This is a genomic window from Streptomyces sp. NPDC014995 (genome assembly GCF_043080745.1).
In the GTDB taxonomy this organism is placed as follows: Bacteria; Actinomycetota; Actinomycetes; order Streptomycetales; family Streptomycetaceae; genus Streptomyces.
This window is the reverse complement of sequence record NZ_JBIBVX010000002.1, coordinates 514256-540829: the sequence shown is the minus strand read 5'-3', so window position 1 is coordinate 540829 and position 26574 is coordinate 514256. Positions and strand designations below refer to the sequence as shown.

Here is a 26574-nt window from a genome sequence, read left to right as displayed (position 1 = left end):
TTGCTGTCTTCTGTGGTCACTCGCCGCGTGCCAGATTCGTGCCAGAACGGTGATCGTCGGGGTCGGTCGCCTCCGGTTCTGGCACGGCCGCAGCCTCCTGGCGTGCCTTGCGGACGGTCGCGTCGAGGGCGGCTGCAACTTCCTGCTGCCGGTCGTCGTCGGAGTGCTGGTAGATCAGCGCCGCCTTCTCGGAGGACTGGCCGGCCCGAACCATCGTGTCCTTGAGGGTTGCCCCGGATCGGGTGGACAGAGTGTGTCCGGTGTGGCGGAGGTCGTAGAACCGAAAGCCCTCAGGCATACCGACGACCTCACGCGCCTTACGCCACTTCCGGCCGAAGGAGCTGCGCCGGAAGGGCGCTCCCTTCTCCCCCACGAAGAGCAGCCCGTCGGGCCCCGGCTCGGCATACGACTCCAGGTGCCAGCGGAGCTCCCGGCGGAGGAACGCGGGAAGAATCACAGTCCGGGTTCCGGCCTCACTCTTGGTTTCGCCCTGGACGCGTCGCCCGTTCATCCGTTCCGGCTCGGCGAGGCGAACACGGATCCGGAGGTCGTCGAGGTCGACGTCCCGGCGCCGAAGGCCGGCCAGCTCCTCCGGCCGCATCGGGCCATAGGCGCCGAGGTAGACCATGAGCCGCCACCGCATACCCACGGCTTCGGCAAGCCGGTCGACCTGCGCGACAGTGGCGATACGCCGCTCGGCAGCCTTCTCCTTACCACCGCCCTTGATCCGACACGGGTTGCGCGAGATCAGCTCGTCGTCAACGGCCGTTTCCATGATGGCCTTGAGGAGGCGGTACGTCTTGGCCGTGATCGTCTTGGCTCCGGTCACCCGCAGCCGTTCGGCCCGCCATTCGCGCACGCGCGGTGCGGTGATCTCGTCCAAGTCCGCGTCGGCAAAGGCGGTCAGGTGCTTGTCGAGGAGCCAGATGTAGAGATCTTTCGTGAGCGGCGCCAGTTCGCGTTCCTCCACCCACTTGTCGGCGTAGGCGCGGAAGCTCACGGCACCGGCTTCGGGGTCCCGCCAGTCTCCTCGGCGGATCTCCGTCTGCTTCTCGGCAAGCCAGTCGTCGGCGTCAGCGATCGTCGCGAAGGTTTCCGGCGCCGGGCGCATCACGCCGTCGGGCCCCGGATAGCGCGCCTGATAGCGGCCGGAAGGGAGCCGCCTGATCGCGCCGAAGCGGCGGCGCCTGCCCTTGTTGTTGGCCATCAGGCAGCCCTCCCGTACCGGGCGCGAGGTCGCCTCAGCGGCTCGACCGTGCGGGACTTGATGAACTCCTCGACCGCGCTCTCGGGGATGCGAACATGCCGACCCACCTTCACGTACCGGATGCGCCGCTCCTCGATCAGCCGCCGGGGGAAGCGGGCCGTCGTGCCGAGCAGCTCGGCGACCTGGTCGACGGACAGATAGCGGTCAGTCATGCGGTCGGTTCTCCTTCCGTTCCGGGAGCGGGTTCGAGGGATGCGGCGAGCCACGATTCGGCAGCGCTGAGGCCTGTGCCGGCGAACACCCAGTGGGCGAGGACGAGCGTGCTGTCGCTGTCCTGGGGGACTGGCGGAGCCGTCTGGGCCCGTCGCCAGTCGGCGCGTGCGGTGCGCAGGGCGCCGAGGGTGGTGGAGTAGCGGCGGGACTTGGTGGAGAAGTGGCCGCGGAAGCCGAGCATGTGCGCCCAGGCGCGCAGGCGGAGGTATTCCAGCTCCTTGCGGGCGCCGAGGCTCCAGGCGGTACGGATCATGCGGCGGGCGTGCTCGGTGATCCGGGCGTGGGCCAGCTCGGCGAGGAAGCGGATCGGTCGGTCCAGGGTGCCCGTCGCCGTCTCGGCGCCCTTGGTGGCGTACTTGGCGATGTACGCCGCTACGGCCCGCTCGGTCAGCTCCTGGTCGTTGTCGAAGTCGGCGGAGCGGATCGGGCGGACGTCGAGCTGGCGCCCGAAGGCGAAGGTGTGGGCCCGGCCATCGATCACCGGGCCGTCGACACGTGCAACGGTCGCGGCGGCGCGAATGGCGTCCGACAGCAGCTCGGCCGTGGCCCAGGACGGAGGCGGAGTGTCACCGCCCTCCGGGCCGTCCAGGCGGATGACAGCGTGGAAGTGGACGGCACCGCGCTTCTGGTACTCGGCCACCTTGGCGAACGAGACGCGGGCATGGTCGCGGAAGGTGCGTTGGGTGAGGCCGGCGCGCTTGGCGACCTCCCTGCGGAGGTAGATCGAGAAGCGGCGCCAGAGGGCACCGGCGTGCGCGTTCCAGAGGACGGCCGCCTCGTAGTCGTAGGTGTCCGCGTCGAGCGGCGTGCCGAGCTCCTTGTCGTCCTGGCCGTGGTGGACGCCGCAGCGGCAGGGGCGCCCGTCTGTGCGGCGGTTGTGGACCGGGCCGAAGCCGGGGGCGGTGAAGGTGGCGAAGACGCGCGGGTGAGTGGCGACCCGGTCAGGGGTGCCCTTGCCGCCCCGCAGGCCGGCGGTGATCAGGTGGTAGGTGTCACGGCGGTACGTCTCGGCGCAGGCCGGGCAGCGGGTCGCCCGGCGGTTGTTGCAGCGGACGAGGAGGTGACCGGCGGGGAGGGTGGCAGAGTCCAGGCGGTTGAGGACGTTGCCGATCTCGCCGGTCTTGGTGTCGACCGCGTATTCGGTGCGGTGGCCGTCGAGGCGTACGGGATGGGTGCAGCCGCCCAGGCCCGCGAGCTGTCGGGCGAGGGTGGGCATGGTGCCGAGGGCGGCGAGGGTGCTCAGCTCCGCCAGCGGGGGCGGGGTCGAGTGAGTGAGGATGGGAGTCCCTTTCGGCTGTTTCGGTGGTTGGGAGGGACGGCCCCGGGGCGGCGGGATGCTTGGCGGCGTTTGCCGCCCCGGTGGCCGGTCAGCGCCGGTTGGCGCCTGTGACGAGGGAGCGCAGGACCACGGCGGCGATGGCCACGGACACGGCCGTGACGGCGACCGCCGCCAGGAGCGCGGTGAGGACGATGCCGACGACGACCACGGCGGCGACCGCGCCCACGTAGGGGGTGAGCGGGCGGCCGGCGGACGGCACCGGAGCCTGCACCTGGTGCTGCTGCGTGGTGATGGTCGTGGGCGAGTGCGGTGCTTCGGGGAGCTGCGGGCGGAACAACATGGCGGGCCTCCTTGTCACTTGTCGGTGCCGTTGACGACGCCGACTCCGGTGCGGGTGCCGGTCTCTATGGCGGGGGCGAGGAAGGTGTGCGAGAGCCAGAAGCCGAACAGGGCGATCACGACGGCGACCCAGAGGCGGACGCCGAGAAACTTGATCGCGGCCCAGGCGATGACGCCCAGGACGAAGACGAGCGGGAGCGAGACGGTCACAAGGTCTCCTCAGCGGACGCGGCAACGGTGGGTGCGGGCGGCCAGCTCGGCGGCGGTGCGGCTGTCGTAGTCGGCGGAGAAGCCGCAGCGCGGAGCCGTGCAGACGGCGGCGTGCTTCTCGCGGCCCCGGCCGTCGTGGTACGTGCCGACCTGGACGGGGCCGATGCGGACGACGCGGCGGAAGCGGGGGTTGGCGGGCATCAGGGCAGCTCCTTCGGTTCGTCGTGGTTCTCGCCGGTGAAGTCGGCGACGTGGTCGAGCAGCCACCGCCGGATCTCCTCGCCCTCGTACTCGTCGGCGGTGAGGATCACGGGTTCGGCGATGAGCATTGCTTCGGTGAGGCGGTTCTGGCGGGTCAGCTCGGCGGCGCGGTTGAGGACGCGGAGCGTGGACGGACGCATGTGCGGAAGTGCTCCCGGATCTAGGTGAGTTGGGTGGCGATGGCTTCGGCGAGCGGCAGCGGGACGCCGAGGCGGGCGCGGAGGGTCGGGGTGTCGATGGGGGTTCCGGTCCGGGCGCGATGGTCGTCGGCGACCTTGCGGGCGTGGGCGACGAGGGCGGGCGGGACGGGGGTGGCGGACTGTGGAGCCGGTTCGGGCGCTGCTTCGACGGCGGGCGGTTCAGGCGCCGGGATCGAGGCCGCCGCGGGCTCTTCCGTCGAGCCGTGGGCGAGGAGCGTGCCGCCGAGGAAGGCGACCGCAGGCCATCCGGCGACGAGGATGCGTAGCCAGGCCGGCACGACGTCCAGGTCGAGCAGCCCGGCCGTGGCGACGTTGGCGCCGAGCGAGGCGGTGAGCGCGACGAGGAACCAGCACCACCCGGCCGCTTTCGACCCACCGGAGCGCAGTCGCCGCCAGGCCGCCACCAGCAGCAGGTCGACGGAGACCGGGTAGGCCCACGCCTTCCAGCCGTCCTGTCCGGCGGCTGCGGCCAGGTCGTGCAGGTGGGCGAAGGACAGCGCGGCGGCGATCAGGGCTTGGACGAGTACGGCGTCGAGGCGGACGGGCAGGGAACGCACGGCGCCACTCCTTCCGGCTTGCGGGCATGGCGGGGTAGGGACTCGGCGCGGTACGGCCACGCCGGCCGGTGGGTTGCGTACGGCTACTCGGTCACCGGGCGGGGAACGGTCGCCGTCCCGGACGCCTCTACGGGCACGGGCGGGACGTACGGCCGAAAGGGCGCGAGCGCCGGTACGTCCGGGGCGAGGTGCGCCGATTCCCGGCAGGTAGCCGCAGCATCGGCGAGGGACAGGTACGGGGTGCGGATGCGGGACCAGCCGCCGGAGGTGTCGCCGACGACGGCCAGGCCGGGCAGTTCGGGGGCGATGGAGCAGGCCGCGTCGACCGCTTCGGGTGCGATATCGCCGAGGGCCATCTTGGCGGAGGCTTCATCGTTGACGCGGTGGGAGACACGGCCGGTCAACTGCGCGCGGAGCATGGTCGCACCCTTGCCCAGTTCGGCGCCGAAGCGCTGCCCGCACACTTCGAGGTAGATGCCGGCCGCGCGGCCGAGCTGGGCGAGCCGGATGAGGTGAGTGACCATCTCATCCCGCCGTTCCTCGTCCTTGCGGGTGGCGACGAGGAAGAGTTCGGCCACCTCGTCGACGAACAGGACGATGGGAGCGGGGCGTTCACTCTCGGGCAGGCCCCAGACGTCCGAGGTGATCTCCTCGTCCGGAGTTCCGGGGGCTATGCCCTGCCGGGCTTTGATCAGGTCGTATCGGTCCTCCATTTCCTTGACCAGGACGGGCAGCAGTTCGGCCGCTTCGTCCGGTTCGGTCGCCAGCGCGGAGAGCCGCGAGGCGAAGGGCGCCAGCTCGACGCCGCGCTTGCAGTCGACGCCGACCAGGGCGACAGGTTGGGCCGCGAGGCCGGAGATGAGGTGTCGGAGGTACATGGACTTGCCGGACAGCGTGGCGCCGAGGACGAGTTCATGCGGTACGGCGCGATAGTCGCGGACGAACGCGGTCACGTCCTCCCGCAGCGCCACCGGCACCCGCAGAAGCCCGCTGTCCACGCGGCGAGGCATGCGCACCTTGCGTAAGACGTCGTAGCCGACGAGTCGGAGTTCGACGACACCGGGCTTGACGTCCCGCACGTACACGGCGTGAACACCCCAGGCATGCCGCAGCCGTTCGGCCGAGGCGGCCACGTCCGCCGGTTCCTGCCCCGGGGCGAGCCGCAGCCGCACCCGGAGCCCGGTCGAGGTGGGCCGGATCATCCCCCGACGCGGAGGAACCGGCCGCACCTCACGGCGCGTAGTCGCCCGAACGGCCAAGGCCCGCCAGCGGGACGGTTCGACGGTCAGCCCGCAGGCGTCCATGGTCGAGGAGTACGAGGCCAGCAGCCGGGCCACCGACAGCGGCAGCCCGACCGTGGACCAGTACGCCGCCGGGTGGGCGTGCCGGGCGTAGGCCGCGCCGCCTATCACGGCGAGCGGTCCGCCCAGCTCGGCCAACGTCACCAGATCGGTCACGTCGATCAGCCCGCCTGAGCCATCTGGAAGGTGCCGGGCATGACGGCCGTGGCGCGGTAGGCGATGCCGTGCCGCTGCTGCCCGTTGAAGACGCTCTGCCAAGGCCGGGCGACGAGGCCCGGGAGGGAGACCGGGGCACCGACGGCCAAGCCGTCCGTCACACCGCTCTCGGGGATGGTGACCTGGATCAGCGACGACTCACCCTCGTCGATGTAGACGACGCCGATGGTCATCAGCGCCTCACCGCTCACGGCGTCCTTGGCGATCTCCCCGGTCTGCCGGTCGCGCACCTTCGGCGCCGGCGCTTCGGTGAGCAGGATCGTCGCGGTCGAGGCGTCAACTCGGATCACACGCACAGAGTTTCTCCTTCAGAGTCGATCAACTCGCCACCTGACAAGTTGACTTAGCAAGTTCGAAGTTAGAGATGCCAAGTTGACTTGTCAAGCTAGAACGGTTGGGCCATCGGATCGATCCACAAACTCGGTTTGCTGGGGGAGCGTGACCGGCCAAGCTGGGACCATGCCTCGCCGAATCATGTTCGTGCAGCTCAAGACGGGCCACGACACTGACCGCGGACCCTCGTGGATCGGGTGGGTGGACTTCTCCAAGAGCTGGAAGACGGCCTACTTCCAAGGGCGAACCCTGCGGCGCGCCACGGGTCTGGGCTTGTTCGACGCGAACTTCTACGACGTCGAGACCGATGAGGCTTACTGGATCTCCGGACCGAAACGCGACCGGAGCGACACACGGTACGGACCGGAAGGGCCAACCGTGGAGGACGACGCCGCAGACGCTTACCGAGCGTTTCTCCAGGGCGCGCCACTTCCCGGCCGGGAGGATGGCTAGCCCTGAACCGGACTCAGTGCAGGCGGTAGGTGTCTTCCAGCTCCTGCCGATCGGCAGGAAGCAGCACGTCAGAGACTTGCAGCGCTTGGCCGGAGGCGTCGCACGCGACGACGAGGACGCTCAGCACCGGAACGCCCTCCGGGACGTCAAGAAGCTCGGCTTCGGCAGGCGCAGGTAGCCGGGCTGAGACCCGTTCCGTCACGTGGTCGAAGCGGACCTTCTTGCGTGCTTCCAGGTGCGCGCGAGTACTGCCGCTCAGAGCGTCGGCACTCTCCAGTTCGGTGCCCTCGACCAGGCCGGCGGGAAAGTACGACGAGACCAGTTCGACGGGTTCGCCGTCCTCCATGACGAGGAACCGGCGCATGAGGACCTTGGCCCGCTTTGGCAGCCCGAGCACGGAGGCGACGCGCGCCGGAACGGGGACGTGACCGACCTCAACGAGCCGCCCGGGGGACTGCGACTCGTCACGTGCGAGCGCTTCACTCCCCCGGCGGTCCTTCTGCTCGACTACCGCCGGACGCCCCCGCACGATCGTGCCGTACCCCTGCCGAGACTCCAGCCAGCCGTCACGCTTCAGCAGCTCCAGCGCCCGGACGACGGTTGGGCGGGACATCCCGAAGGCCTGCACCAATTGGTTCTCACTGGGCACACGAGTGCCGGGCGGGTACGTGCCGTCCTCGATGCGCTGCTGAATGGTCTGAGCGAGGCGGACGTACTTCGGTGCCTCCACTTCATACGCCATGAACGCCGCCGCCTGTCGAGATTGGCCAAGTCAACTGGTCAACCAGACTAGCGACGAATCCGCCGACGCAGTACCAAGGGACGGTATTGCCCTTACGACGGCCAGGCATCAGCGACCACGAAGGAGACCACCGTCCCACCGAAGCGACTGGGCCCGGAGTGCCACGACTCGGCGATCGAGTCGACCAGCAGCAGCCCCCGCCCGTGCGCGTCGTTGGCGTCGGGGCGCCGGAGCCGCACGTTCGCCGGGAAACCGGGGTTGTGCACCTCGACCCGGAGGGAGGTCTCCTCCCGGAACCACTCCACCCGCACCTGCCACGCCTCGTCCGCCTGCCCGTAGCAGATGGCATTGGTCACCAGCTCCGAGATCATCAGCACGCAGTCCTCGATCGAGCAGGCCGGGTTGTACGGGGCGATGAACTTCCTGAACCAGCGTCGGGCCCGGGGGACGGACTCCGGGGTCGGATGCAAGGTCATCGCTCCGAGCCGCGGGGAGTCCTCACAGGGGTAGCGGTCGATCGTGTAAGCCATCCGCGCTCACTCCTTGCCGCTGCCGTCGCAGTCGAGGCAGCGCCGCTTCGATGTGGCACGAGTGCGGTCGGCGGCAGCGGCGAGTGCCAGGGACGTACGCGAACTGACACGCTTCCAGCCACGTCCCCGGCAACTCCGGCAAGGTAAGTGAGCTCCCTGGTCCGGCCGCTGACTCGTCACTCCGTGCCCCCTTCCGATCAAGTGGCCTTAGCCACTTACTGGATAGTGGCATTAGCCACTCGCAGTGTGCAAGCAGTTCCATCGAAGTGACGAGCCATCAGGTGAGCGGATATCCCTGCTCGAACGCCCAGCGGTGCGGCGGGTAGGTGGCTTCGGCGAACTCCAACGGCCGGTCCTGGAGGTCGAAGACGACGTGATGCACGATGAGCACCGCAGTGCCGGGCTCAAGCTGGAGGTCTGACGCTTCCTCCTCGGTCGCCTGCCTGGCACACATGCGGTCCTCGGCGTAACTCCCCTGCCGCCCCGTCATGTTCTCGACGTACATCAAGGTGCCCTCTTGGATCCGCTCCGGCTCCAGAAGCTTGGGCGCCCGCTGCCCGACGTCCGGCGCGAACCACGAAGTAGACAGCGTGATGGGCCCGTCCTGGTTGTTGGTCACACGCCGGCGATGCACGGCTCGACGATCCTTCACGAGGCCCAAAGCCTCAGCAACGTGATCCGGCGCCTCCAGCCATCCCGCCGACGTGATCACGGCGTACTCACCGGGCGTGTAGATCTTCCCGGTCTGCCTGGCTCGCCCGTACAACTCACGTGCCCGCCGGTTCACTTCAAGGCTCCGCACGTACGTGCCGGAACCCTGCCGCTTCTCGACAAGCCCCTGATGGCTCAGCGCTTCCAGCGACCGCGCCGCCGTAGGCCGGGACACCTTCCAGTCCGCCGCCAACTGTCGCTCCGAGGGAACCTCGTCCCCGGGCCGCAGGTCGCCCCGAAGGATCTGATCACGGATGAAGTGCGCGATCTGAAGATACTTCGGCTGCGCCTCCTCAATCTGAGGCATGTCTCCTCCTCGTCCAAGTGGCTATAGCCTCTAGCCACTATAGGGTGACTGGTCAAGGGGCCGACCCCGTAGTCTTGGGGCCATGACGCGGTTGATCGTCGCAGCAGGAGGAGGGGGCGACGCAGTCGCCGCCGCAATGCTTCACGCCGCCTTGTACGGCGACGACGACCAGGCGGTGATCCTCACGTACGCGTGGGACCGCTTGCTGATCGACCCGGTACCAGGCCCCCGAGGGCCAGAGAACTTCACTGGCCTCCAATCCCTCACCCCAGCAGTCTGGGCAGTGCCGGCCAAGGCCCGCCCGATCGCACCGGCAGGATCCACCCTCCCCCGCCTCGCAGCAGAGCTCCCGCACACCTTCGCGCTGATCGACCCGCGCCACGGAGCCGAGGGCGCCACCCGCCAACTCGAAGAGCTCCTAAGCCACTTCTCACCGGAGTCGATCGATCTCCTGGACGTGGGCGGCGACATCCTCGCCCGAGGCGATGAACCAACATTGAAAAGCCCGCTTGCAGACGCCGTCACGCTCGCCGCGTGCGGCCAGGTGAACGCACCGATCCGCCTCCTGGTGGCAGGCCCAGGTCTGGACGGCGAACTGCCTCCCGATGAACTGCGCGGCATGCTCGGCCCACTGATCCACACCTTCACAGCCAGGGACGTTGAGCCAGTCAGCTCAGTACTGGAGTGGCACCCCTCCGAGGCAACCGGGATGCTCGCGGCGACAGCCCGAGGCGTACGCGGCACGTGCGAGATGCGGGACGCCGGACTCCCCGTCCCCCTCACCGACGAAGGGCCGACCGTCCATGAGGTCGATCTGGACGAAGCACTGAGCCGCAACCAGTTGGCCCGCGCCATCATGACGACCGCCACACTGGACGAAGTAGAAGCACACAGCCGCGAGATCTGCGGCTACTCGGAGATCGACTACGAGCGCAACAAGGCCGCATGGCTCAAAGAGCAGCCACCGGTGAAGCTCGACCCCCAGGCCGTGCTGACCCAGCTCGACCAGTTCGAGGCCGAGGCACGGAACCGCGGAGTCACCCACACGACGTTCCGCCGCATCACCGAGGCCCTGAACCTCAACGGCTCCCTCCGCGAGGACCTGCGCCAACTGCTCATCAGCAGCCGTCCAGAGCAGTACGACGCACCTCTCTGGCACATCGCATGACCAGAGACAGTCTGTGGCTGCCAGTCGAGCTACCCGATCCCGCGAACGTGCTCGCAGACACGAACTGGGCAGCATTGGAGCACGGCCGTGGCTCAGCCGCCGACTCGCCCACGAGGCTTGCCGCACTCCTCGAAGCGGATCAGAGCGTCAGGACCGACGCCCTCAACTACCTGTACAACACGCTCCACCACGGGAACACAATCTACGACGCGACAGTGCCCACGGCACGCTATGTGGCCGGGATTTTGTCTGACCCGCGAACGACCCGCGCCGTCGACAAGGCGGAGTACGACTTCCCCGGCTGCCTACGCGCCGAATTGCTTGCCTGGATAGCCTCGGTTGCAGGAGAGGTCACAGACGAAGCCGAAGCGCTGTACCAGCGGAGCGAGCACCCCCTACACGACTGGCCGCCGGCGGTGGCCGTCCAAGGTCTGCGACCACTCCTGTTTTCGGCCTCTGCGCCGTACACCGTCGACGCCGACCGGCACGTACGCGAAGCAGCCCTAGCAGCCTGCATCCCGCTTCTTGATGACTCTCGGTTGCTGCACCACCGACGGCCCCTCACGCCCTTGATCCGAGCGGACTTGGGCACCAGCGAGTTCTGGCAGCGCCGCGCACTTGCCGTCGACGCTCTCGACGCCTGGGGCGAAGACTCATCAGGCCTAGAACGCCCGCAGAATCCCAACCTGTCATGGGCCGACGGTTGCAGCGAAGAGCCACCGTTTTGACCAGGACCCGGGTCCTGCCCCACGAGTCCCAGGGTCATTGAGTTACAACTTTCTTCACGGGTTCAAGGCGGCTCGCTCCGCTCACCGCGCGCGGCCCGGCCCCCGGCCGGGCCTGCGCTCCTGTCTCCGCCCCGCTCCAGCCCGGCCGGCGACCGTGCCGCGCCATCAGCAATCAGCCGCCCAAGGCTAGATAAGGCGTACGTCGTGGCTGGGGCTGTCGGCTCCGCGGCTTTACGCGGCCACGTTAGCCCGAGCCTCGAAGATCATGGCCCCGACGTGGTGCTTTACGGGGCAGGTCCACAGACTGCCCCACGTGCCAGAAGCTTACGGAGCCATGATCACTCGCGCCTCAGCAGCTCCAGCCCGAAGTCGTTCCGCCGACCTCACGCTGTGTTCAGACCCGCATGCCGTCCCAGTGCCTCCAAGTCGAGCACAGGCGATCGTCGCAGCTCGTCTCGAAATAGGGTGCTCTTCAGTTTCTTGAGTGTATTAGCCTTGCCGCTGAGCCTAAAAGTCCATTTTCCATCCTCAAGGTCAAGGACGTGCAACCCGCGCTTCAAGCGCACGTCCGAGTACTGACTGAGGTCGAGAATGTACGCCTCATACTTGACTCCCTGACGGTGCTGATCCGAGAGCGTAGCCTGAATCAGGTGCGCGAACCGAAGGTCGACAAGGCGTGCAAGCGTCTCATAGGCCGGATGGGATTTCTGCGCGACGTCGACTCGGAAATAGGTGTACCCCTCACCTCGAACATACGAGGAAAGGTACTCGAGTGCCGACGTCAAAGAATCGGCGCTATCGGCAGAAACATCCTGCTCTAGGTCTCGCAACTTCCCTCGCGCTGCCTTGCCAGCAGCATCCGCGACGTCTTCCTGCCCGACCTCCCGAGCATTGGTACGAGATCTAGCCGCCACGATTGAAGACGCGAAAAGGTTCAGGTAATCCCTCGGCACGCCACCTGAGCCGAGAATCAACCTGCCAAGCGCCGCACTGCGGGTGATACTGGAAGGCTTAGCAATTCCCACGGTCTCCGTGTAGTTTGTAAGCACGGACTCCAAAAACTTCTGTGTGGCTTCTGGATCTTCCAGAGTCACGTCGAGATCGATCTTCGATGCGTCGTGCGGAATCTCAATGCCGATACGCGAGGACGGCTCGAAAGGTCGCGTCAAGCGTTCGATACTCGTAACCTTCAGCCACCCATCGCAGTCGCGCAGCATGCCAGCCAAGTAGTCAAGCAGATGCGGCTGAGAGGAGATGGGGAAAAGGTAGAAGTCATCGAGGTACAGATACAGGCGAACGATCCCCGCCCGCAGAACGGCCCGCAGTGCCTTATTCAAATCGGCGATGGTTTCGCCGAGCGCTACGTCCCCTCCATTTGCTCGAAGGGACGCCACTTTCTCGGCGAGATCTTTCAGGCGAGCGAAGGAGTCACCATGGGAAGTACCTGCGTGCTGGATCAATGAGGTCAGCACGCTTTCCGCAATCATAAGGAAAGCGGTAGAGGAGTCCATCAGTCGCAGAGTATGGGCATTCATCCACGTTGTTACATGCCCGTCCCTCTCAGCGAGACGCTTAGCTTCAAGCAGGAGCGCCGTTTTTCCTACACCACGCCGACCGTAAACGAGATGGTGACGTGATGCGCCAATAGCGGCCAGGCTCGCCCTGGGATCCTCCATATACTTCAAGCTGGGGAGTGCGTCAGACGTACGTGACCTGGCTTCCAGCAGTTGGATCAGCTGGTCAACCTTGGAAGAGGCGAGGACGCTGTTTGACGTGGAACTCCGAGGCTTTTCGACATCGGTGCGATGCGGCCTAAAGGTGACGGCCAGAGACTCATTTTCCGTATCGTGGACGGAGTTCAGTTCCTGCTCAATTGCACCAGCGAGGCTCTGCGCGGCCGCTATCGAGTCTTCATTCACCCAAACAAGAAACCACCGTTCGCCCGGGAATGATCTTTCCTCGACGCGCACAATGGAGATATCTGCATCGTTGAGCACCCGAGCGATACGCGATTCGTAATCGCTTGCCGACATCAGATATATCCGTTCGTTAGGGCGAAGGCTTCGCACATCTGGACGAAGTTGGCCGCTGTTGCAGAAAGAGCACGAGCATCACTCTCCCAATCCGACTCTTTGATTGGGTAGATATCGTAATCGGCCTGGTTCCGCAGCAGGCGGGCATCTACGAGCTCCGCCTCGCGCACGGCCGGATTGTCGATGTTTGCTGGAAGATTGCGCGGCAATACGTTGTGACGCTCATGATCGTCACCTTTGGTCTCCGCGAAAGCGATGGCGCGCGCAGATTGGTACATCGCGTAATAGAAACGACTGATGGCGGATCTGTATTGCGTTGCGAAAAGAAGAGCATCGCCAGCTCGGAGATGCCCTCCTGCTAGAAGTAGGCGATCCGAGACGACTTGTTGCAGTAATTGAGCCGTTGGAAATGGATACTTGCTTCCACCCGCTGGAAGTGCAGATATCGTCGCACTCTTACTTGTGGAAATATGCAACAGCATTTGATCGGCAAGCGTGACTGTTGGCATGTATTCTGCGCTACCCCCCTGCGTAACCCCCGCCAGCGCCACAAGGTTAGTAGGTCTCGGCGTTCCACACTACCCACCAAGCGACTGGCTCATCCTAAAATCGCGGGACCGCTTACAGCACCATGCGTGTGCTACAGCAGATCCCAGTGAGGTTCGTGGGCGTGGGGCAGGCACATGGCCGAGGAGTTGTTCGGCTACATCGATGAGTCGCTCACCGAACATGGCGCCGATGTCGTCGCATTGTCCGCCCAGAACGGGGTTGGTCCGCGCCGCCGCACGCCAACCGCAGCAGATCGAGCGGGAGACTGTGGGGCTTCTCGGTGAAGGCAGCCAAGCGGGACGAGGCCACGGTGCGACCGTATGCCCAGGTCAGCGCCCCAACTGGGCCCCAATGCTGCAGCTGCCTAAGCTGAGGTCCTTGGGGCCCCGGGTCGTCTTCACGGGCCGGCCATCGCGGCTTGCTCTGGTCGACGACACCGGCAGCGTGGCTGAGGCCGGAGGGGGTGCAGCGAGGCACACGCGTGCGTGGTCGGTCGGCGCACCCGCCATCGTGGCTGACTGTCGTCGGCTGAGGTTCAGGCGGGCAGCATCAAGGTTGCCGACTGTCAGCCGAGCGTGGGTCTGCATGCGGCAAGGCTTGGACGTCCGAGGCCGCTCAGCAGTGGCCAAGGACGACCAACGACGACCACCAGGCGCAGGGCCCACCCCTGCTGAGCAGGGAAAACGCAGGTCACCGAGATCCCAGGCAAGACAGGGGCAAGAATGCAGGCATGACTCGCCCATTGAGATTCCGCCTAGCTCACGTGGCCTCGGAGAGAAGAATTTTTCCCCTGCTACGAGGCACGCCAGGGATTATCCTCAACTGAGAGCCGGGTATTTGTGGCTCACATTCGGCTAGCATTGCCTTCATCGACTCCGCTGGCGATCAAAGGCGACCTCACCTTCCAGAATCATTCCGCTGCCAGTTCTCGCCAAAACACCCACAGCAGTCGTCGTCAGTCCACTGTTACGGGCCTCGACCGCCGCATAATAGTCACTCTCACTGACTGGGATTTGCACGTCGAAAACTTCATCGCGGATTTCAGAACGAAGGACAAAAGAATACCGACTTCCCCAGTCTTGTATCCGCCTGTCATCGATCTGAAGTGCGACGACCTGACCCCTAATTTCCACGGTTTCCGCAGGCGGCAAGGACGGAACGGATGTAGGGTCATCCACCATTCTCCTAGTTGCCATCAGCGCAAAGCGATCGTGATCACCAAGGCGGCTCTGCAGAAGTTCTCTTGCTCTGGTTCCAGATAGGACGATCCGGTCGATCAACTCAGACTCTAGGGCGATAGCCCGATCAGGAACGCCATGAGGAATTTCATGCCCCGGCGCCCACCTGAAAGAAATGTCGACGAGTTGGAAACCTGGCACCTTAGAGAAGGCCTGCAAGGAATCGGCTAGCCCAATCACTAGAGGGGCGAATTCATCCGATACTGCAGGATAGACCGCGTCAGGAAGCGATTGAACTCGACGAAGACCAATGGCGAGATTTTCCATCACGCGACGCGCAAATAGAGTTTCTGGACCTCTGCCGGTTCGTGGACCAGAGAGGATGGGGAAAATAAAACTCCCCTTCCGCGTATGCCCGAGCGCTACATGCTTTGTGATATATTCTCGTGCCTCCGGCCGCATTCGCCCAGTGAACTCTTTACCTGGGCTAGAAGTATAGCGCGCAGACATTGCCAGCATTCGTTGGGCTACGCGCAAAACACCAGTGGCTTCGTCAATACCTACGGAATCACCATGATCGCCATCGTGGGAAATGCGAAACAGGAGTACATCGGTGCTTTCGAAGCGAACGCGATTAGATAGCTCAGCGGCATCGATTTTATAGTAACTAGCAACTGCCGCGAGGAGCTCGACGAACCTTCGCCTAAAGTCTCGATATGCGGAATTTATAGGCAGGAGGTGAATCTCAGACTCGACCTCCCCTTCCGGTGCCGTCGGCTCAGCCCACTCTTCAAGCAGGCCATCTCGCCTATCGATCAGATCCCAACCTTGGGCGTACAGATACTGGGATACCTGATCTGGAGGAATGATTGAAGCGAGGGCGTAGAAATCGTCCATCGGATTCTGATTCACCGCCCACCTCCATCACCCAAAATTTTGATCTCGCTTTTGATGTACTCGATATCGAATACGTCCTCGCGGCGGAGATGCACTGTCCCGGACTCTTGTCCTGAGGGCAGCGGGCGCCACTCACGAGGGTCAGACCTAAGCATGATGCCATCGAGCATCATGCGATCGCCCTGGGTGACGACCTGAGGGATCTCGGTTCCCCGTGGAAAGATGTGAGCCACGAACTTGATCGGCAGGAACGCCGGCGCCCTCAGGTTCTCGTACTGGTCACGCGGCAGCGAGATCGAGAAGTCTCCCCCTGCCAGGGCTCGCACTGCGCCACCCACGCTGCTCGCCTTGATCTGCACATCGAAGCGAGGGCGTCGGCGCTGGTGTGGACCGGAGCCATTGATCGTCACGTCTAGACAGTCGTAGTCCAGTTGAGGATCGCTAAGGAAGCAGCCCGCACCAGTAGCCACGAGGCCGAGCGTCAAGTAGCTGACGCGTTCCTTCAGCGCGCTTGCCGGTAGACCCCGGCGGCGAAGGTCCTCCTCGCTCACGCTCTGTACCCTCGCCCGGTCACGCCTCTAAGTACCCAATGTTCTGATGGTAGTTAGTCCCATACCGTACCGTACTGCCAAGCGCGTGACTGGGGTCCGGTGAAACTTAGGGCTGGAGCAGGCTGCGATCGCAGATGTGATGCCGTGGAGCCCGCCGCTGGCCGCGATCCGTAGCCCGTCCGTCCTTCCGGCCTCACGACGTGATCGAGAAGGTGGTGCCAGATCCGTGCCAGATCGTACGGGGAACCACGGGGAACACCGGGGAACCAGTCGACCGCCCAGAAGGCGCCAGCACCGCACCGTCGCAGGTCAGCCCTGCAATGCGCGCTAGATCACCTCAGCTTCCCAAGCTGAGAGCGCGAGTTCGATTCTCGTCACCCGCTCCATGATGAAACCCCAGGTCAGCGGCCTGGGGTTTGCTCATTGGTGAGCCATTGCTGCGTAGTGCAGGTACCCCTGCGCCCCGAAATCGGGCAGGCAGAGGGCACGGGCGCCAGATGGCACCCCCAATCACGTCGCAGCCCAGCGCTGACCTGCACTGTCACGTAGATGAACGGAAGGCGAGCCCCCAGCCTGCTGTTTCCGGGCGGCGGCGGACACCCGTCCCGCACGCACTTCGTCGTGGGCGGTACGCAAGTCCCTTGCCGGAGCAGGCACTTGACCGCGGAGGATCCTGCGTCAGAGCGGGAGGTCGTCGGGCACCACGCGGAACGCCTTGTGGCGGTCCAGGGGCCGTACGGCGCTGTGTCGCCAGATGAACTGCGAACGGCCAATCCGGTGCGCGTACGCAAGCTCTGAAGGTGTCAGTCGCCTCAAGCGACGGTGTACTCCGCATCCCCGAAATCTGCGACCACGCGCAGCCGACCCCCGAGTGCTTCCACGTAAGCCCTGAGCGTGGCTACCTCAGCGCGGTCGAGTTCTCCGTGCTCGATCGCGGAAACACGGGGAGCTGAGACTCCCATCGAGGCGGCGACTTCGCGCTGCGTCAGCGCCTGCTCACGTCGGACCTCTGCCAGCTTGTGAGCGCGCACTTCCGCGGTGAGCCTGTCCATGGCTGCTTGCTTTTCCTGCGCCGAACGCACCGGCAACCCAGCGGCCTCGCGCCGCTCGCGCGCCTTGCGCTTGGTCTCCTCCCAGCTGACCGTGCTCATTCGTACTCCCTGGTTTCAAGATCGGCCACATGCGCCTGGTAGCGCTTCTCGGCAATCGGGACGTTCACGTCGTACCAGCGCTGCCAGTTTCCGGCCTTGTCGCCGGCCACCAGCAGAACCGCCCGGCGCACTGGATCGAAAGCGAAGAGGATCCGGATCTCGGTACTCCCGGACGATCCCGGTCTGAGCTCCTTCAAGTGATGGCTATCGGCACCCTGGATCCGGTCGACCAGCGGACGACCCAGCGTGGGGCCCGTGGCCGCCAGCATGTCGATGGCGTCTTCTACCTGTTCGGCGCTGTCCCAGTCCTCCTCGGCCAGCGCCTCGAACCACGCCGCGACCTCCGCGACGAGGACCACTTCCCATTGAGCCACGGACTCGATGTTAACGCAAGCGTTAATACGGGCTGGGCAACAGCTGACCTTCACCTCCCTACCTCTCGGCCGTTGCGGGAGATCGCAAGCTGCAGCTTCCCGTCTTCGGGATTGCGGGATGCCGACCCTCGGCAGCCGGTGATGTCATTGGCATCAGGCGTGCCGGACAGCTGGCTGCAGAACCAGCTCGACTGCTCCCCCGAGATCACTCGCGGTGCCAGACTGTTCTCGGGGAGAGGGGTGGGTTCTGGGGTTCGGTTTCCGTGTCGGTGTTCCCGGGATGAGCGTCCGTGTCCGGACGCGCCGCGCCTTACGGAGTCGACGTCGAATGACAGCCGGAGGCCGACCCACATACGCATCCGCGAACCACACATGTCCTGGGTACGAGCCACCTGTGATCGTGTGCTGCTTCCGGAGAACTGCGTGAGCCGCACGAAGGATGGGCACACGCCGGAACAGTCGCCCGCATCCGAATTCGCCGTGGGGCTGAGGAGCGTGATGCGAGGACTCGTCCGGGACGGGGTCCGGTGGGATTACGGTACGGAGGACGGGCGTTGCGTCGGCGGCACCTTCGCGGGAACCGGTAGCCGGGCGCCCAGGAGGATCATCCGCAGGGCGCGCTCGGTCGCGTCGGTGAGCAGGTCGGCCGCCCGCAGCAGTGCCTCGGCCAGAGCCATCGGGGCGGGCAGGATGCCGTGGCAGGCGTCCACGCCCGGCACCTCGTGCGCGCCCTCGCCGAGCGTGCCCGCCAGGGCGAGTACCGGGCGCCCGTGCAGCTTGGCGCGGCGGGCCACCTCGGCCGGGACCTTGCCGCGCGGCGTCTGACGGTCCAGGGCGCCCTCGGCGGTGACGACCAGGTCGGCCCGGGCGAGGCGGGCGTCCAGGTCGAGGTGGTCCAGCAGCACCTCGAAGCGGGGGAGGAGGCGGGCGCCGAGGGCGGCCAGGCCCGCGCCGAGGCCGCCCGAGGCGCCGGTTCCGGGGCCGCGACGGAGATCGGTGCCGGTGACTTCGAGGTCGCGGGTCAGGACGTACGCCCAGTTCTCCAGGCCCGTCGACAGATCCTCCACCTGTGCGGGACTGGCGCCCTTCTGCGGGCCGAAGACCCTGGCGACGCCGCGCTCGCCGCACAGCACGTTGTACGGGTTGCAGGCGACGAGCAGGTCCACGTCCTCCAGACGGGGGTCGAGGTTCGACGTGTCGATGCGGTGCAGTCGGGTCAACTCCCCTCCGCCCGGCGGGAGTTCGAGACCATCCTGGTCGAGCAGGCGGGCACCCAGTGCCTGGAGCGCCCCGGCGCCCCCATCGGACGTACCGGAGTCGCCGCAGCCGACGAGGACGCGCCGGACGCCCATGTCGAGCGCGGCGCGGATCAGTTCGCCGACGCCGTACGTGGTGGTGGCGCCCGGGTCGCGCAGGCCGCGCGGGACGAGGGAGAGGCCCGCGACCGCCGCCATCTCCACGACCGCCGTGTCGCGGGAGCCGAGGAGCGCGAAGTGGGTGCCGACGGGGTCCCCGAGTGGCCCGGTGGCGGGCAGGGCGACCAGCCGGCCCCCGGTCGAGGCGGCCAGCGCGGCGGCCGTGCCCTCGCCGCCGTCCACCAGGGGGATGAGGTCGAGCTCGGCGTCCGGCACGACGCGGCGCACACCCGCCGCGATGGCGTGGGCGGCGGCCTGGGCGGACAGGGACTCCTTGAAGCCGCTGGGGGCTACGGCGACACGAGTGAGCATGGGTCGGGCTCCTATCGGACGACGGGGACGCCGAGCAGCGGCCACACCGCGACGGCGAAGAGCAGGACGAGGGCGGCCGTCAGCGGTGCCAGGACGGCGGACAGGCGCAGCAGGTCGCGCGGGGTGTAGGTGGGGGTGCCGGGGATCTCGGCGAAGAGGGTGACCGGTTTCGCCGAGGTTGGAAGCGTGTGGCAGAAGCCCGCGGCGGCGGTGGAGGCGAGGGCGGCGGCGACCGGGTTGACGCCGGCGCCCACGGCGGCCGCGACGACCAGGGGCACCAGCACCGAGGAGCGCGCCGAACGGGACTGGAGGACCAGATGGGCCGCCGTACTGATGACGATCACGACGGTCAGGAAGGCGGTCGGGGTGATCCCCGAAGGGAGCCCGGAGACCAGCCACCCGGCCGCGCCCGAGTCGGCGAGTGCGACGCCCATGGCCATCGTCGCGGCCATGAACAGCAGCAGCGACCAGGGGACGGTCTTGAGCGCGTCCTTCAGCCGTACCGTGCCGAGGGCCGGTGAGGAGGCGACGACCGCGCCGATCAGGGCGACCACCGCGGGCGGTACCCGGTGCAGCGGCTCGGCGCACCACAGGACCACGACCGTGCCGAGCAGCAGCGCGCAGCGTGTCTCCGCCTGTGACCAGGGGCCGGTGACCGGGCGGTCGCTGTGCTCCTGGATCTGCTCGGCGGTGATGCGCACGGGACCGCGGCGGTCCGCGCGCCGGGTGGTCGTCAGCAGCACGGCCTCGGCGGCCAGGTGGGAGGAGGCCGTGGCCAGCGGAAGCCCCAGCAGCAGCCACTGTGTGAAGCCGATCCGGTCACCCGTGGCCTCCCACAGCACGGACACGGTGATCAGATGCGCGCCCGCCCCGATCAGGGTGGCCACCGCGGACAGGAGGATCACCGTCGGGAACAGCAGTGCCAGCATCACGACCAGTCGTTTCCGGTCGGCAAGTGCCTTGGCGAGGGCCAGGAACACCGGCAGCGCCAGCGCGGCCCGGCCCGAGGTGGCGGACACCGCGAACGCCGTGACGACCAGCGCGGCCGTCGTCAGGTGCACGAGCTGCCGGACGGTGCGCGCCCCGCCCACCAGGAACACCGCCGCCCGCCCCGCGAGCCCCGTCCGGGTCACCGCGGCCGCCAGCACGAAGGCGCAGATCAGCAGCCACACCGTCGAGTCGCCGAGGGTGCCGAAGAGCGTGTCGCTGCTGATCACTCCGGTCACCGTCAGCGCGAGCCCGGCGCCCAGCGCGATGTACGTGTCGTCAATGGGGGTGGCGATCCATGCGCAGGTCGCCAGGGCGAACACCGCGAGCGTGAGGCGGGCGTCGCCGCTCAGGCCGGGGAGGTCGCCGGGGCCCACGAGCACCGCGCAGAGCGACAGCGCCGTACAGAGGGCCATGCTCAGCCGCAGGTTCAGGGTCACGTCATCCAGGGTTCATGCGGGCGGTGAGCCGTCGATGAGCCGCAGATGAAGGAAGCTTCACGCCCCGCCGCCCGGGGCACTGCCGCCCGGGGTGCCGCCGCCCGGGGTGCCGCCGCTCGTCACGCCGGCAGCCGGTACCCCATGCCCCGTACCGTCTCCACCCGCTCCGGCCCCAGCTTCTTCCGCAGGGCGCGCACGTACACGTCCACGATGTTGGAGCCGGGATCGAAGTCGTACCCCCACACGTGCGACAGGATCTGCTCGCGGGACAGCACCTGGCCCGGATGCCGCAGGAACAGCTCCAGCAGTACGAACTCGCGGGCCGTCAGGTCGACGGTCCGCTCCCCGGCCCGTGCCCGCCGCGTGCGCAGGTCCAGGCTCAGCGAACCGGACCTCAGCACCGTCACCTCGGGCGCCCTGGCCGCCGTACGCAACCGCAGCCGCACCCGCGCGAGCAGTTCCTCGAAGCGGAACGGTTTGGTCATCCAGTCGTCGGCGCCGCCCTCCAGACCCGCCACCGTGTCCCGCACGGAGTCGCGTGCGGTCAGCACGATCACCGGGATGGTCACCCGGGCCTCGCGCAGCTCGCGCAGCACGGTGAAGCCGTCCCGGCCGGGCAGGCCGATGTCCAGGACGACCAGGTCGAAGCCGCCGGTCACGGCGTACTCGTACGCCGCGTCGCCGTCGCCGACCACGGTGGTGGTGAAACCGTTGGCGTGCAGGCCCTTCTCCACGAAGGCGGCGATGCGCTCCTCGTCCTCGACGATGAGAATGCGGTTCACGTGCGTGCCTCTTCCCGATCCAGAACCAGGACGAAGGTCGCGCCCCCGCCCTCCGTGCCGTGCAGACCGACCCGGCCGCCGTGGGCCTCCGCTATCGCCCGGACGATCGACAGTCCCAGCCCGGCCCCCGATCCGCCGCTGCCGCGCCGAGCGGTCCCGCGGCGGAACCGCTCGAAGATCACCTCGCTGTCCTGCGGCTGGACGCCGCATCCCGAGTCGGCGACGTACAGCTCGACGCGCGAGCCGTGGGCGCGGGAGCCGATGCGGATGGTCTGCCCCGGCATGGTGTGCTGCACGGCGTTCTGGGCCAGCTGGACCATGGCCTGGGTGATCCGCTGGGGATCCAGCCCTGCCTCCTGGTCGGCGACTTCGGCGAGTCGCCAGTCACGCTCTCCCAGGGTGCGGGCCTTGACGTAGACGTCGGCGGTGAGTTCGGCGAGCTGCACCGGCTCCGGGGTGACGAAGTCGGGCCGTTCGGCCTTGGCGAGAAGGAGCAGGTCCTCGACGATGCGGCTCATCCGGTCCAGCTCGTCGGTGACCAGGCGGACGGTCTCCTCGCGCTCGACCGGGTCGTCCCCCATCAGCTCGAGATGGCCGCGCACGATGGTGATCGGGGTGCGCAGCTCGTGGCCCGCGTCGTCGACGAACTCGCGCTGGGCGGCGAAGGCCCGCTCCAGCCGGTCGAGCATCGCGTTGAACGTCTCGGCGAGCGCGGCCACGTCGTCCCTGCCGTGCACCGGGATACGACGGGTGAGGTCCTGCTCGGTGAGCTGCGCGGCCGCGGTGCGCACCAGCCGTACCGGCTTGAGGATCCGCCCGGCGACCCCCCACGCGATCCCGGTCGTCATCAGCAGGGCCACTCCGGAGATGGCGAGCAGGATGCGGAACACCTCCTCCACGCGCCGCAGTTCGCGCCCCGGATGGAAGGCGACCACGAACGCGGCCTCCGGTTCGCCGCCGTACCGGGCCACGGCCACCTTGGCCCAGCGGATCTCACCCGACGGCCGGTGGAGGATCCCTGTGGAGTCGGGCGAGTCGAAGATGCGGCGCCGGGCGTCGGTGTCCTTGTGCAGGGGCAGGTCCGCGGGGATCTCCCGCTGTTGGATGATCTGGGTGGGTTCTGCGCCCACCTGGCCCACCAGGCCGATCAGTTCCTCGTCCGGGTCGGCGTACTGCCGCTCCAGGAAGACCCTGAGCAGCCGACTCGGATCGGTGAACGGACGGCCGGTCCCGGGGTCGACCCCCCGTTCCTCGAAGTTGGTGAACTCGCCGGTCTCCTGGGCGAGCAGGCGGTTGATCCTGTGATCCGTGTCCCGCAGCAGGATCGAGCGGGTCGTCGTGGCCACCGAGGCGAGCGCGACCGCCATCACGAGCAGGAGCCACAGCAGGATGTGGACCCGGGCGGAGATCCGCCGGCGCGGCACGTCAGTCGTCGCCTGGCCCGGCGCCGTCCCCTGCTCCGTTGTCCGAGCCGTTCTCGCCGGGGCCGTCGTCATCGTCGTCATCACCCGCAGGGCTGTCGGTCACCGGGGGCCGCGACACGACCTCGTCGCTCGGCGTGGGAGTCGGCGTGGGCCGGGGCACGGTCGGCGTGGGCGAACCACTGTCGAGCTCTATCTTGGACGGTACCCCGGGCGACTCGGCAGGGTCGGTGAGGGCGAAGCTCGTCGCGGCGATCCCGAGGGGAATCACGACGACGGCGGCGAGGGCCGCGATCCGGCGGGAGAAGACCATGAGGACGATTCTTCGCCGGGCACCGGACTGCCAGGATGAGCCCGGGATGAGGAACTCTTCATCTGAGGGAGCCGACCGCAAGGGGCGCGGAGCGGATCCGGTCCATCCGGTCCCGAGGTGCACGATCGCGTGGGTCACGGCCGGTCGTCTCCCTCGGCGGCCGATGCCGGGCCACTGACTCCAGCGCCGCAGGTCCGGCATCCCGGCACGCGACGGACGCGTCGCCAGGACGGGTTCCGGTGAGACGGACGCGTCGCCAGGACGGGTTCCGGTGAGACGGACGCGTCGCCAGGACGGATTCCGGTGCGACGGACGGGCTCGGTGGGCCGGTCGGGCACGAGCACGTGCCCGCGTGAGGCAAGGCGGCGCGTCGGCCAACCGCCGTCCACTGCCGAGGTGTTGCCGTGTCACGGCCGGGCCACGGCGGTGTCCTGAAAGGAGGACGGGCGTGACCTGAGGGCCCCGGGGCTCCTCATAGTCAGCACAGAGCGGGCGACCGGCGGAAACGCCGTCGGCTCCCTGCCACTCCAGCCCCGGAAGGAACTCCCCGTGATGAACCACCACCTCCGCAAGGCCGTCGTCGCCACCTCCGCGATCACCGCCGGGCTGCTGATGACGGCGTGCCAGAACGACACCGCCGACACCTCGTCCGACCGGAGCGGGACGGACGCTGCGGCGGTCGCGCAGAAGACGCCGGGCGCCGAGAACTCGAAGGGCGTCAACGGTACGTTCAAGAACGGCGAGGTCACCCATCTCGCCCCGGGCAAGTACATCGTGTCCGTACCGGGCAAGGACGACCAGCAGTTCCTGGTGGCCGACGACACCGAGGTCTACGGCGTCGGCACGATCTGCGGCGAGGCGGGGTCCAAGGTCGACGCGCCCTGCACGCTGGACCAGTTGGAGGCGGCCACCAAGAAGGACGCGGTGAGCGCCGACGTGGAGATGAGGAACGGTATCGCGACCCTGGTGACCGAGCGACGCGCCGCCCAGCAGGGCTCCGGCTCCGGCTCCGGCTCCGGCTCCGGCTCCCGGGAGACCGTCGTCGAGGGCATCAACGAGGGCAAGGGTGTCAACGGAACCTGGTTCGGCAACGTCTCCTACCTCGCGCCGGGCAAGTACACGGTCTCCGACATGAAGGGCGTCGAGCAGCAGTTCCTCGTCGCCGAGGACACCGCGATCTGGGGCTACGGCGACATCTGTGGTGACACGAACACCGATGAAGGCGGCCAGGGCGGCACCGAGTGCACCGAGGCCGAACTGGAGAAGGCCGCCAAGAAGGGCTTCACCGCCGAGGTCGTGATCAGCAACGGCATGGCGACCACCATCCGCGACGACCACTGAGCCACACCCTTGGGACGGGTGCGGGGTGCCCAAGCGCCGGACATCTGCCGCGTCACACCGCCCGGCCTATCCTGGCAGCGAGTGGCCGAGGTGGACGGTCAGGGGGTTTCTCGGACACGCCAGGGACACGCCAGGGAGGTCCCCCGTGAGTGCGTACCGGGGTCGTACGGCCGTCGCCGCGGCCGCACTGTCGCTGGCCGTGCCCCTCGCCGCCTGCGGCACGGCCGGGGAGTCCGCCGACTCGGGCGGGACTGCCTCCGGCAAGGGGGGCTTCACGGTCGGCCTGCTGTTCAGCCAGATCGTCCAGACTCGCTGGGAGAAGTTCGACAAGCCCCTGATCGAGAAGAAGCTCAAGGAGCTGTGCGAGGACTGCACGCTGGAGTACGCCAACGCCGAGGGGGACGTGGCCACCCAACAGCAACAGGTGGACACACTGATCAACAAGGACATCGAGGTCCTGATCCTCAGCGCCGTGAACTTCAGATCTCTCCGCTCCTCGGTCGAGAGGGCACACGACGCGGGCATCCCGGTCGTCGCCTACGACGGCCTCGTCGAGGGCCCGATCTCGGCCTACGTCTCCTTCGACAACGAACGGGTCGGGCAGCTCCAGGGCGAGGCGCTCCTTAAGGCCCTGGGCGACAAGGCGGACGGCGGCCGGATCGTCATGATGAACGGTCCCCAGACCAGCCCGACCAACGTCGCCTTCAAGCGGGGCGCCCTGTCCGTCCTCGAGGGCGAGGTCGAGATCGGCAAGACGTACGACGTCCAGGGCTGGAGGCAGGAGAGCGCCCACGCCAACATGGTCCGCGCCATCGCCGCCCTGGGCGCCGACGCCATCGACGGCGTCTACGCCGCCAACGACGGTCTCGCCGCCGGCGTCATCTCGGCCCTCAAGGCCGCCGGCATCGAGCCGCTGCCCCCTGTCACCGGCCAGGACGCCGACCTCGCGGCCGTGCAGCGCATCATCAGGGGCGAGCAGTACATGAGCGTCTACAAGCCCTTCAAGGGCGAGGCCGACGCGGCCGCGGAGATGGCCGTTGCCCTGGGCCGCGGCGAACAGCTCGACGACATCGCCGAGACCACGGTCGACACGCCGAGCACCAAGGACATCCCCGCCGTCCTGCTCGACCCCATCCCCGTGACCGTCGACACCATCGAGGACACCGTGGTCGAGGACGGCGTGTACACGATCGACCAGATCTGCATCCCGAGGATCGAGTCGGCCTGCGAAGAGGCCGGACTCTCTCGTTGACGCGTGGTCCTGCATGGTGGGTCCGAGGGGACGTTCGCCCCCGTCGACGCCCGTCCTCAGTGCTGCCCCAGCGCCGCCACGCGCCGTATCACCTCGCGGCAGAACGCCCCGACGCCGTCCGGGTCGTCGACGAACCGGGGATGTGACCTTCATCGCGGGAACGGGGTGTCGGCGCGTTCGCCGTCGTGCCGTCCGCCGACGACGGTGGCAGCGGCGCCTCCCCCGTCGACAGAGGTCACAGGGCTGTGGGCGGAAGCGCACGGCAGGAACGCCGCCCCCGCGGAGAGCAATATCTGTGCCCGTGAAATGAGATATAGGTGCGGGGCCCGGCGAATATTCCTCGACCATCGACCGGAGCAGAATTATGGACCGTGCAGGGCCGATCGCACCGTGCTACTGTCGATCTCAGTTGCAGGTGTGGTTGCCAGAAGGTTCATTTCCGACGGGGTAATCATCACGGCGACACGGAATTCGCACAGGGTGAATTCCTGACACCGCCTCCGAAGGAGAAATCAAATGGCTACTGGCACCGTGAAGTGGTTCAACGCGGAAAAGGGCTTCGGCTTCATCGAGCAGGACGGCGGCGGCGCCGACGTCTTCGCCCACTACTCGAACATCGCTGCCCAGGGCTTCCGCGAGCTGCTGGAAGGCCAGAAGGTGTCCTTCGACATCGCGCAGGGCCAGAAGGGCCCGACGGCCGAGAACATCGTTCCCGCCTGACACCGGGCGCTGACGCATACTTCGCAGCTGGGGCCCGCACCTC

30 protein-coding genes are annotated in these 26574 nt (G+C 67.4%); 6 read left to right on the top strand and 24 right to left on the bottom strand.

Annotated elements, in window-relative coordinates:
- Positions 1–16: 16 nt before the first annotated feature.
- From ACF1A1_RS06900 to ACF1A1_RS06855, 10 genes are all read right to left on the bottom strand, one after another.
- Positions 17–1207, bottom strand: coding sequence for a tyrosine-type recombinase/integrase (locus tag ACF1A1_RS06900; RefSeq protein WP_391646176.1), 1191 nt, complete (start codon positions 1205–1207; stop codon positions 17–19).
- On the bottom strand, positions 1207–1419 hold the full coding sequence (locus tag ACF1A1_RS06895) for an excisionase family DNA-binding protein (protein ID WP_391646174.1): 213 nt from the start codon (positions 1417–1419) through the stop codon (positions 1207–1209). The genes ACF1A1_RS06900 and ACF1A1_RS06895 overlap by 1 nt, the downstream gene beginning before the upstream one ends.
- Positions 1416–2696, bottom strand: coding sequence for a replication initiator (locus ACF1A1_RS06890; protein ID WP_391646172.1), 1281 nt, complete (start codon positions 2694–2696; stop codon positions 1416–1418). The genes ACF1A1_RS06895 and ACF1A1_RS06890 overlap by 4 nt, the downstream gene beginning before the upstream one ends.
- 151 nt (positions 2697–2847) lie before the next feature.
- Positions 2848–3096: a SpdD protein gene (locus ACF1A1_RS06885; RefSeq protein WP_391646419.1), complete on the bottom strand. Its 249-nt coding sequence runs from the start codon at positions 3094–3096 to the stop codon at positions 2848–2850.
- 17 nt (positions 3097–3113) lie between these two features.
- The gene (locus ACF1A1_RS06880) at positions 3114–3308 is read right to left on the bottom strand and encodes a hypothetical protein (protein WP_067240896.1); all 195 of its coding nucleotides are present in this window, start codon (positions 3306–3308) and stop codon (positions 3114–3116) included.
- 9 nt (positions 3309–3317) lie between these two features.
- Positions 3318–3509, bottom strand: a complete 192-nt coding sequence (locus ACF1A1_RS06875) for a mobile element transfer protein (protein WP_159687192.1) — start codon at positions 3507–3509, stop codon at positions 3318–3320.
- Positions 3509–3709, bottom strand: coding sequence for a hypothetical protein (locus ACF1A1_RS06870; protein ID WP_391646171.1), 201 nt, complete (start codon positions 3707–3709; stop codon positions 3509–3511). Before ACF1A1_RS06870 ends, ACF1A1_RS06875 begins: the two co-directional genes overlap by 1 nt.
- 20 nt (positions 3710–3729) lie before the next feature.
- Complete coding sequence (locus ACF1A1_RS06865; protein ID WP_391646169.1) at positions 3730–4326, bottom strand: DUF2637 domain-containing protein; 597 nt, start codon at positions 4324–4326, stop codon at positions 3730–3732.
- A gap of 83 nt (positions 4327–4409) precedes the next feature.
- Complete coding sequence (locus tag ACF1A1_RS06860; protein WP_391646167.1) at positions 4410–5783, bottom strand: FtsK/SpoIIIE domain-containing protein; 1374 nt, start codon at positions 5781–5783, stop codon at positions 4410–4412.
- A gap of 5 nt (positions 5784–5788) precedes the next feature.
- The gene (locus ACF1A1_RS06855) at positions 5789–6139 is read right to left on the bottom strand and encodes a hypothetical protein (protein WP_073940924.1); all 351 of its coding nucleotides are present in this window, start codon (positions 6137–6139) and stop codon (positions 5789–5791) included.
- Between the two features lie 178 nt (positions 6140–6317).
- Between ACF1A1_RS06855 and ACF1A1_RS06850 the strand changes: the two genes are divergently transcribed.
- On the top strand, positions 6318–6629 hold the full coding sequence (locus ACF1A1_RS06850) for a hypothetical protein (RefSeq protein WP_391646165.1): 312 nt from the start codon (positions 6318–6320) through the stop codon (positions 6627–6629).
- A 13-nt stretch (positions 6630–6642) separates the two neighbouring features.
- On the opposite strand, the gene ACF1A1_RS06845 is transcribed toward ACF1A1_RS06850, so the two are convergent.
- The 3 genes from ACF1A1_RS06845 to ACF1A1_RS06835 form a co-directional block, all read right to left on the bottom strand.
- Entirely contained in the window at positions 6643–7371 is a 729-nt protein-coding gene (locus ACF1A1_RS06845; protein WP_391646163.1) for a GntR family transcriptional regulator, read from the bottom strand.
- 92 nt (positions 7372–7463) lie between these two features.
- Positions 7464–7901 carry an ATP-binding protein gene (locus ACF1A1_RS06840; protein ID WP_391646161.1) on the bottom strand — a complete coding sequence of 146 codons (438 nt, stop codon included), beginning with the start codon at positions 7899–7901 and terminating at the stop codon, positions 7464–7466.
- A gap of 277 nt (positions 7902–8178) precedes the next feature.
- The gene (locus ACF1A1_RS06835) at positions 8179–8919 is read right to left on the bottom strand and encodes a GntR family transcriptional regulator (RefSeq protein ID WP_391646159.1); all 741 of its coding nucleotides are present in this window, start codon (positions 8917–8919) and stop codon (positions 8179–8181) included.
- Between the two features lie 82 nt (positions 8920–9001).
- Between ACF1A1_RS06835 and ACF1A1_RS06830 the strand changes: the two genes are divergently transcribed.
- The gene (locus tag ACF1A1_RS06830; RefSeq protein ID WP_391646158.1) at positions 9002–10087 is read left to right on the top strand and encodes a DUF1152 domain-containing protein; all 1086 of its coding nucleotides are present in this window, start codon (positions 9002–9004) and stop codon (positions 10085–10087) included.
- The gene (locus ACF1A1_RS06825; protein WP_391646156.1) at positions 10084–10815 is read left to right on the top strand and encodes a hypothetical protein; all 732 of its coding nucleotides are present in this window, start codon (positions 10084–10086) and stop codon (positions 10813–10815) included. The genes ACF1A1_RS06830 and ACF1A1_RS06825 overlap by 4 nt, the downstream gene beginning before the upstream one ends.
- Before the next feature lie 383 nt (positions 10816–11198).
- Here the strand turns inward: ACF1A1_RS06825 and ACF1A1_RS06820 are convergent, their stop codons facing one another.
- The 11 genes from ACF1A1_RS06820 to ACF1A1_RS06770 form a co-directional block, all read right to left on the bottom strand.
- Positions 11199–12848, bottom strand: coding sequence for an ATP-binding protein (locus ACF1A1_RS06820; RefSeq protein WP_391646154.1), 1650 nt, complete (start codon positions 12846–12848; stop codon positions 11199–11201).
- Positions 12848–13357 (bottom strand): hypothetical protein, encoded by a 510-nt coding sequence (locus tag ACF1A1_RS06815; RefSeq protein ID WP_391646153.1) that lies wholly within the window; start codon positions 13355–13357, stop codon positions 12848–12850. Before ACF1A1_RS06815 ends, ACF1A1_RS06820 begins: the two co-directional genes overlap by 1 nt.
- 906 nt (positions 13358–14263) lie before the next feature.
- On the bottom strand, positions 14264–15487 hold the full coding sequence (locus ACF1A1_RS06810) for a hypothetical protein (RefSeq protein ID WP_391646151.1): 1224 nt from the start codon (positions 15485–15487) through the stop codon (positions 14264–14266).
- A complete protein-coding gene (locus ACF1A1_RS06805) occupies positions 15484–16023 on the bottom strand; it encodes a hypothetical protein (RefSeq protein WP_365597057.1) in 540 nt (179 codons plus the stop codon). Before ACF1A1_RS06805 ends, ACF1A1_RS06810 begins: the two co-directional genes overlap by 4 nt.
- A gap of 812 nt (positions 16024–16835) precedes the next feature.
- A complete protein-coding gene (locus tag ACF1A1_RS06800) occupies positions 16836–17174 on the bottom strand; it encodes an XRE family transcriptional regulator (protein WP_391646149.1) in 339 nt (112 codons plus the stop codon).
- Positions 17171–17557 (bottom strand): type II toxin-antitoxin system RelE/ParE family toxin, encoded by a 387-nt coding sequence (locus tag ACF1A1_RS06795; protein ID WP_391646417.1) that lies wholly within the window; start codon positions 17555–17557, stop codon positions 17171–17173. Before ACF1A1_RS06795 ends, ACF1A1_RS06800 begins: the two co-directional genes overlap by 4 nt.
- A 524-nt stretch (positions 17558–18081) precedes the next feature.
- Positions 18082–19275, bottom strand: coding sequence for a glycerate kinase (locus ACF1A1_RS06790; protein WP_391646147.1), 1194 nt, complete (start codon positions 19273–19275; stop codon positions 18082–18084).
- 11 nt (positions 19276–19286) lie between these two features.
- Positions 19287–20678, bottom strand: coding sequence for an SLC13 family permease (locus ACF1A1_RS06785; protein ID WP_391646415.1), 1392 nt, complete (start codon positions 20676–20678; stop codon positions 19287–19289).
- Positions 20679–20821: 143 nt separating this feature from the next.
- Positions 20822–21484: a response regulator transcription factor gene (locus tag ACF1A1_RS06780; RefSeq protein WP_391646145.1), complete on the bottom strand. Its 663-nt coding sequence runs from the start codon at positions 21482–21484 to the stop codon at positions 20822–20824.
- Positions 21481–22980 (bottom strand): ATP-binding protein, encoded by a 1500-nt coding sequence (locus tag ACF1A1_RS06775; RefSeq protein WP_391646413.1) that lies wholly within the window; start codon positions 22978–22980, stop codon positions 21481–21483. The genes ACF1A1_RS06780 and ACF1A1_RS06775 overlap by 4 nt, the downstream gene beginning before the upstream one ends.
- Positions 22910–23218, bottom strand: coding sequence for a small secreted hydrophilic protein (locus ACF1A1_RS06770; protein ID WP_391646411.1), 309 nt, complete (start codon positions 23216–23218; stop codon positions 22910–22912). Before ACF1A1_RS06770 ends, ACF1A1_RS06775 begins: the two co-directional genes overlap by 71 nt.
- Before the next feature lie 552 nt (positions 23219–23770).
- Between ACF1A1_RS06770 and ACF1A1_RS06765 the strand changes: the two genes are divergently transcribed.
- From ACF1A1_RS06765 to ACF1A1_RS06755, 3 genes are all read left to right on the top strand, one after another.
- The gene (locus tag ACF1A1_RS06765; protein WP_391646143.1) at positions 23771–24559 is read left to right on the top strand and encodes a hypothetical protein; all 789 of its coding nucleotides are present in this window, start codon (positions 23771–23773) and stop codon (positions 24557–24559) included.
- Between the two features lie 145 nt (positions 24560–24704).
- Complete coding sequence (locus ACF1A1_RS06760) at positions 24705–25811, top strand: sugar ABC transporter substrate-binding protein (protein ID WP_391646141.1); 1107 nt, start codon at positions 24705–24707, stop codon at positions 25809–25811.
- Between the two features lie 516 nt (positions 25812–26327).
- Complete coding sequence (locus ACF1A1_RS06755; protein ID WP_004986771.1) at positions 26328–26531, top strand: cold-shock protein; 204 nt, start codon at positions 26328–26330, stop codon at positions 26529–26531.
- Positions 26532–26574 lie beyond the last annotated feature (43 nt).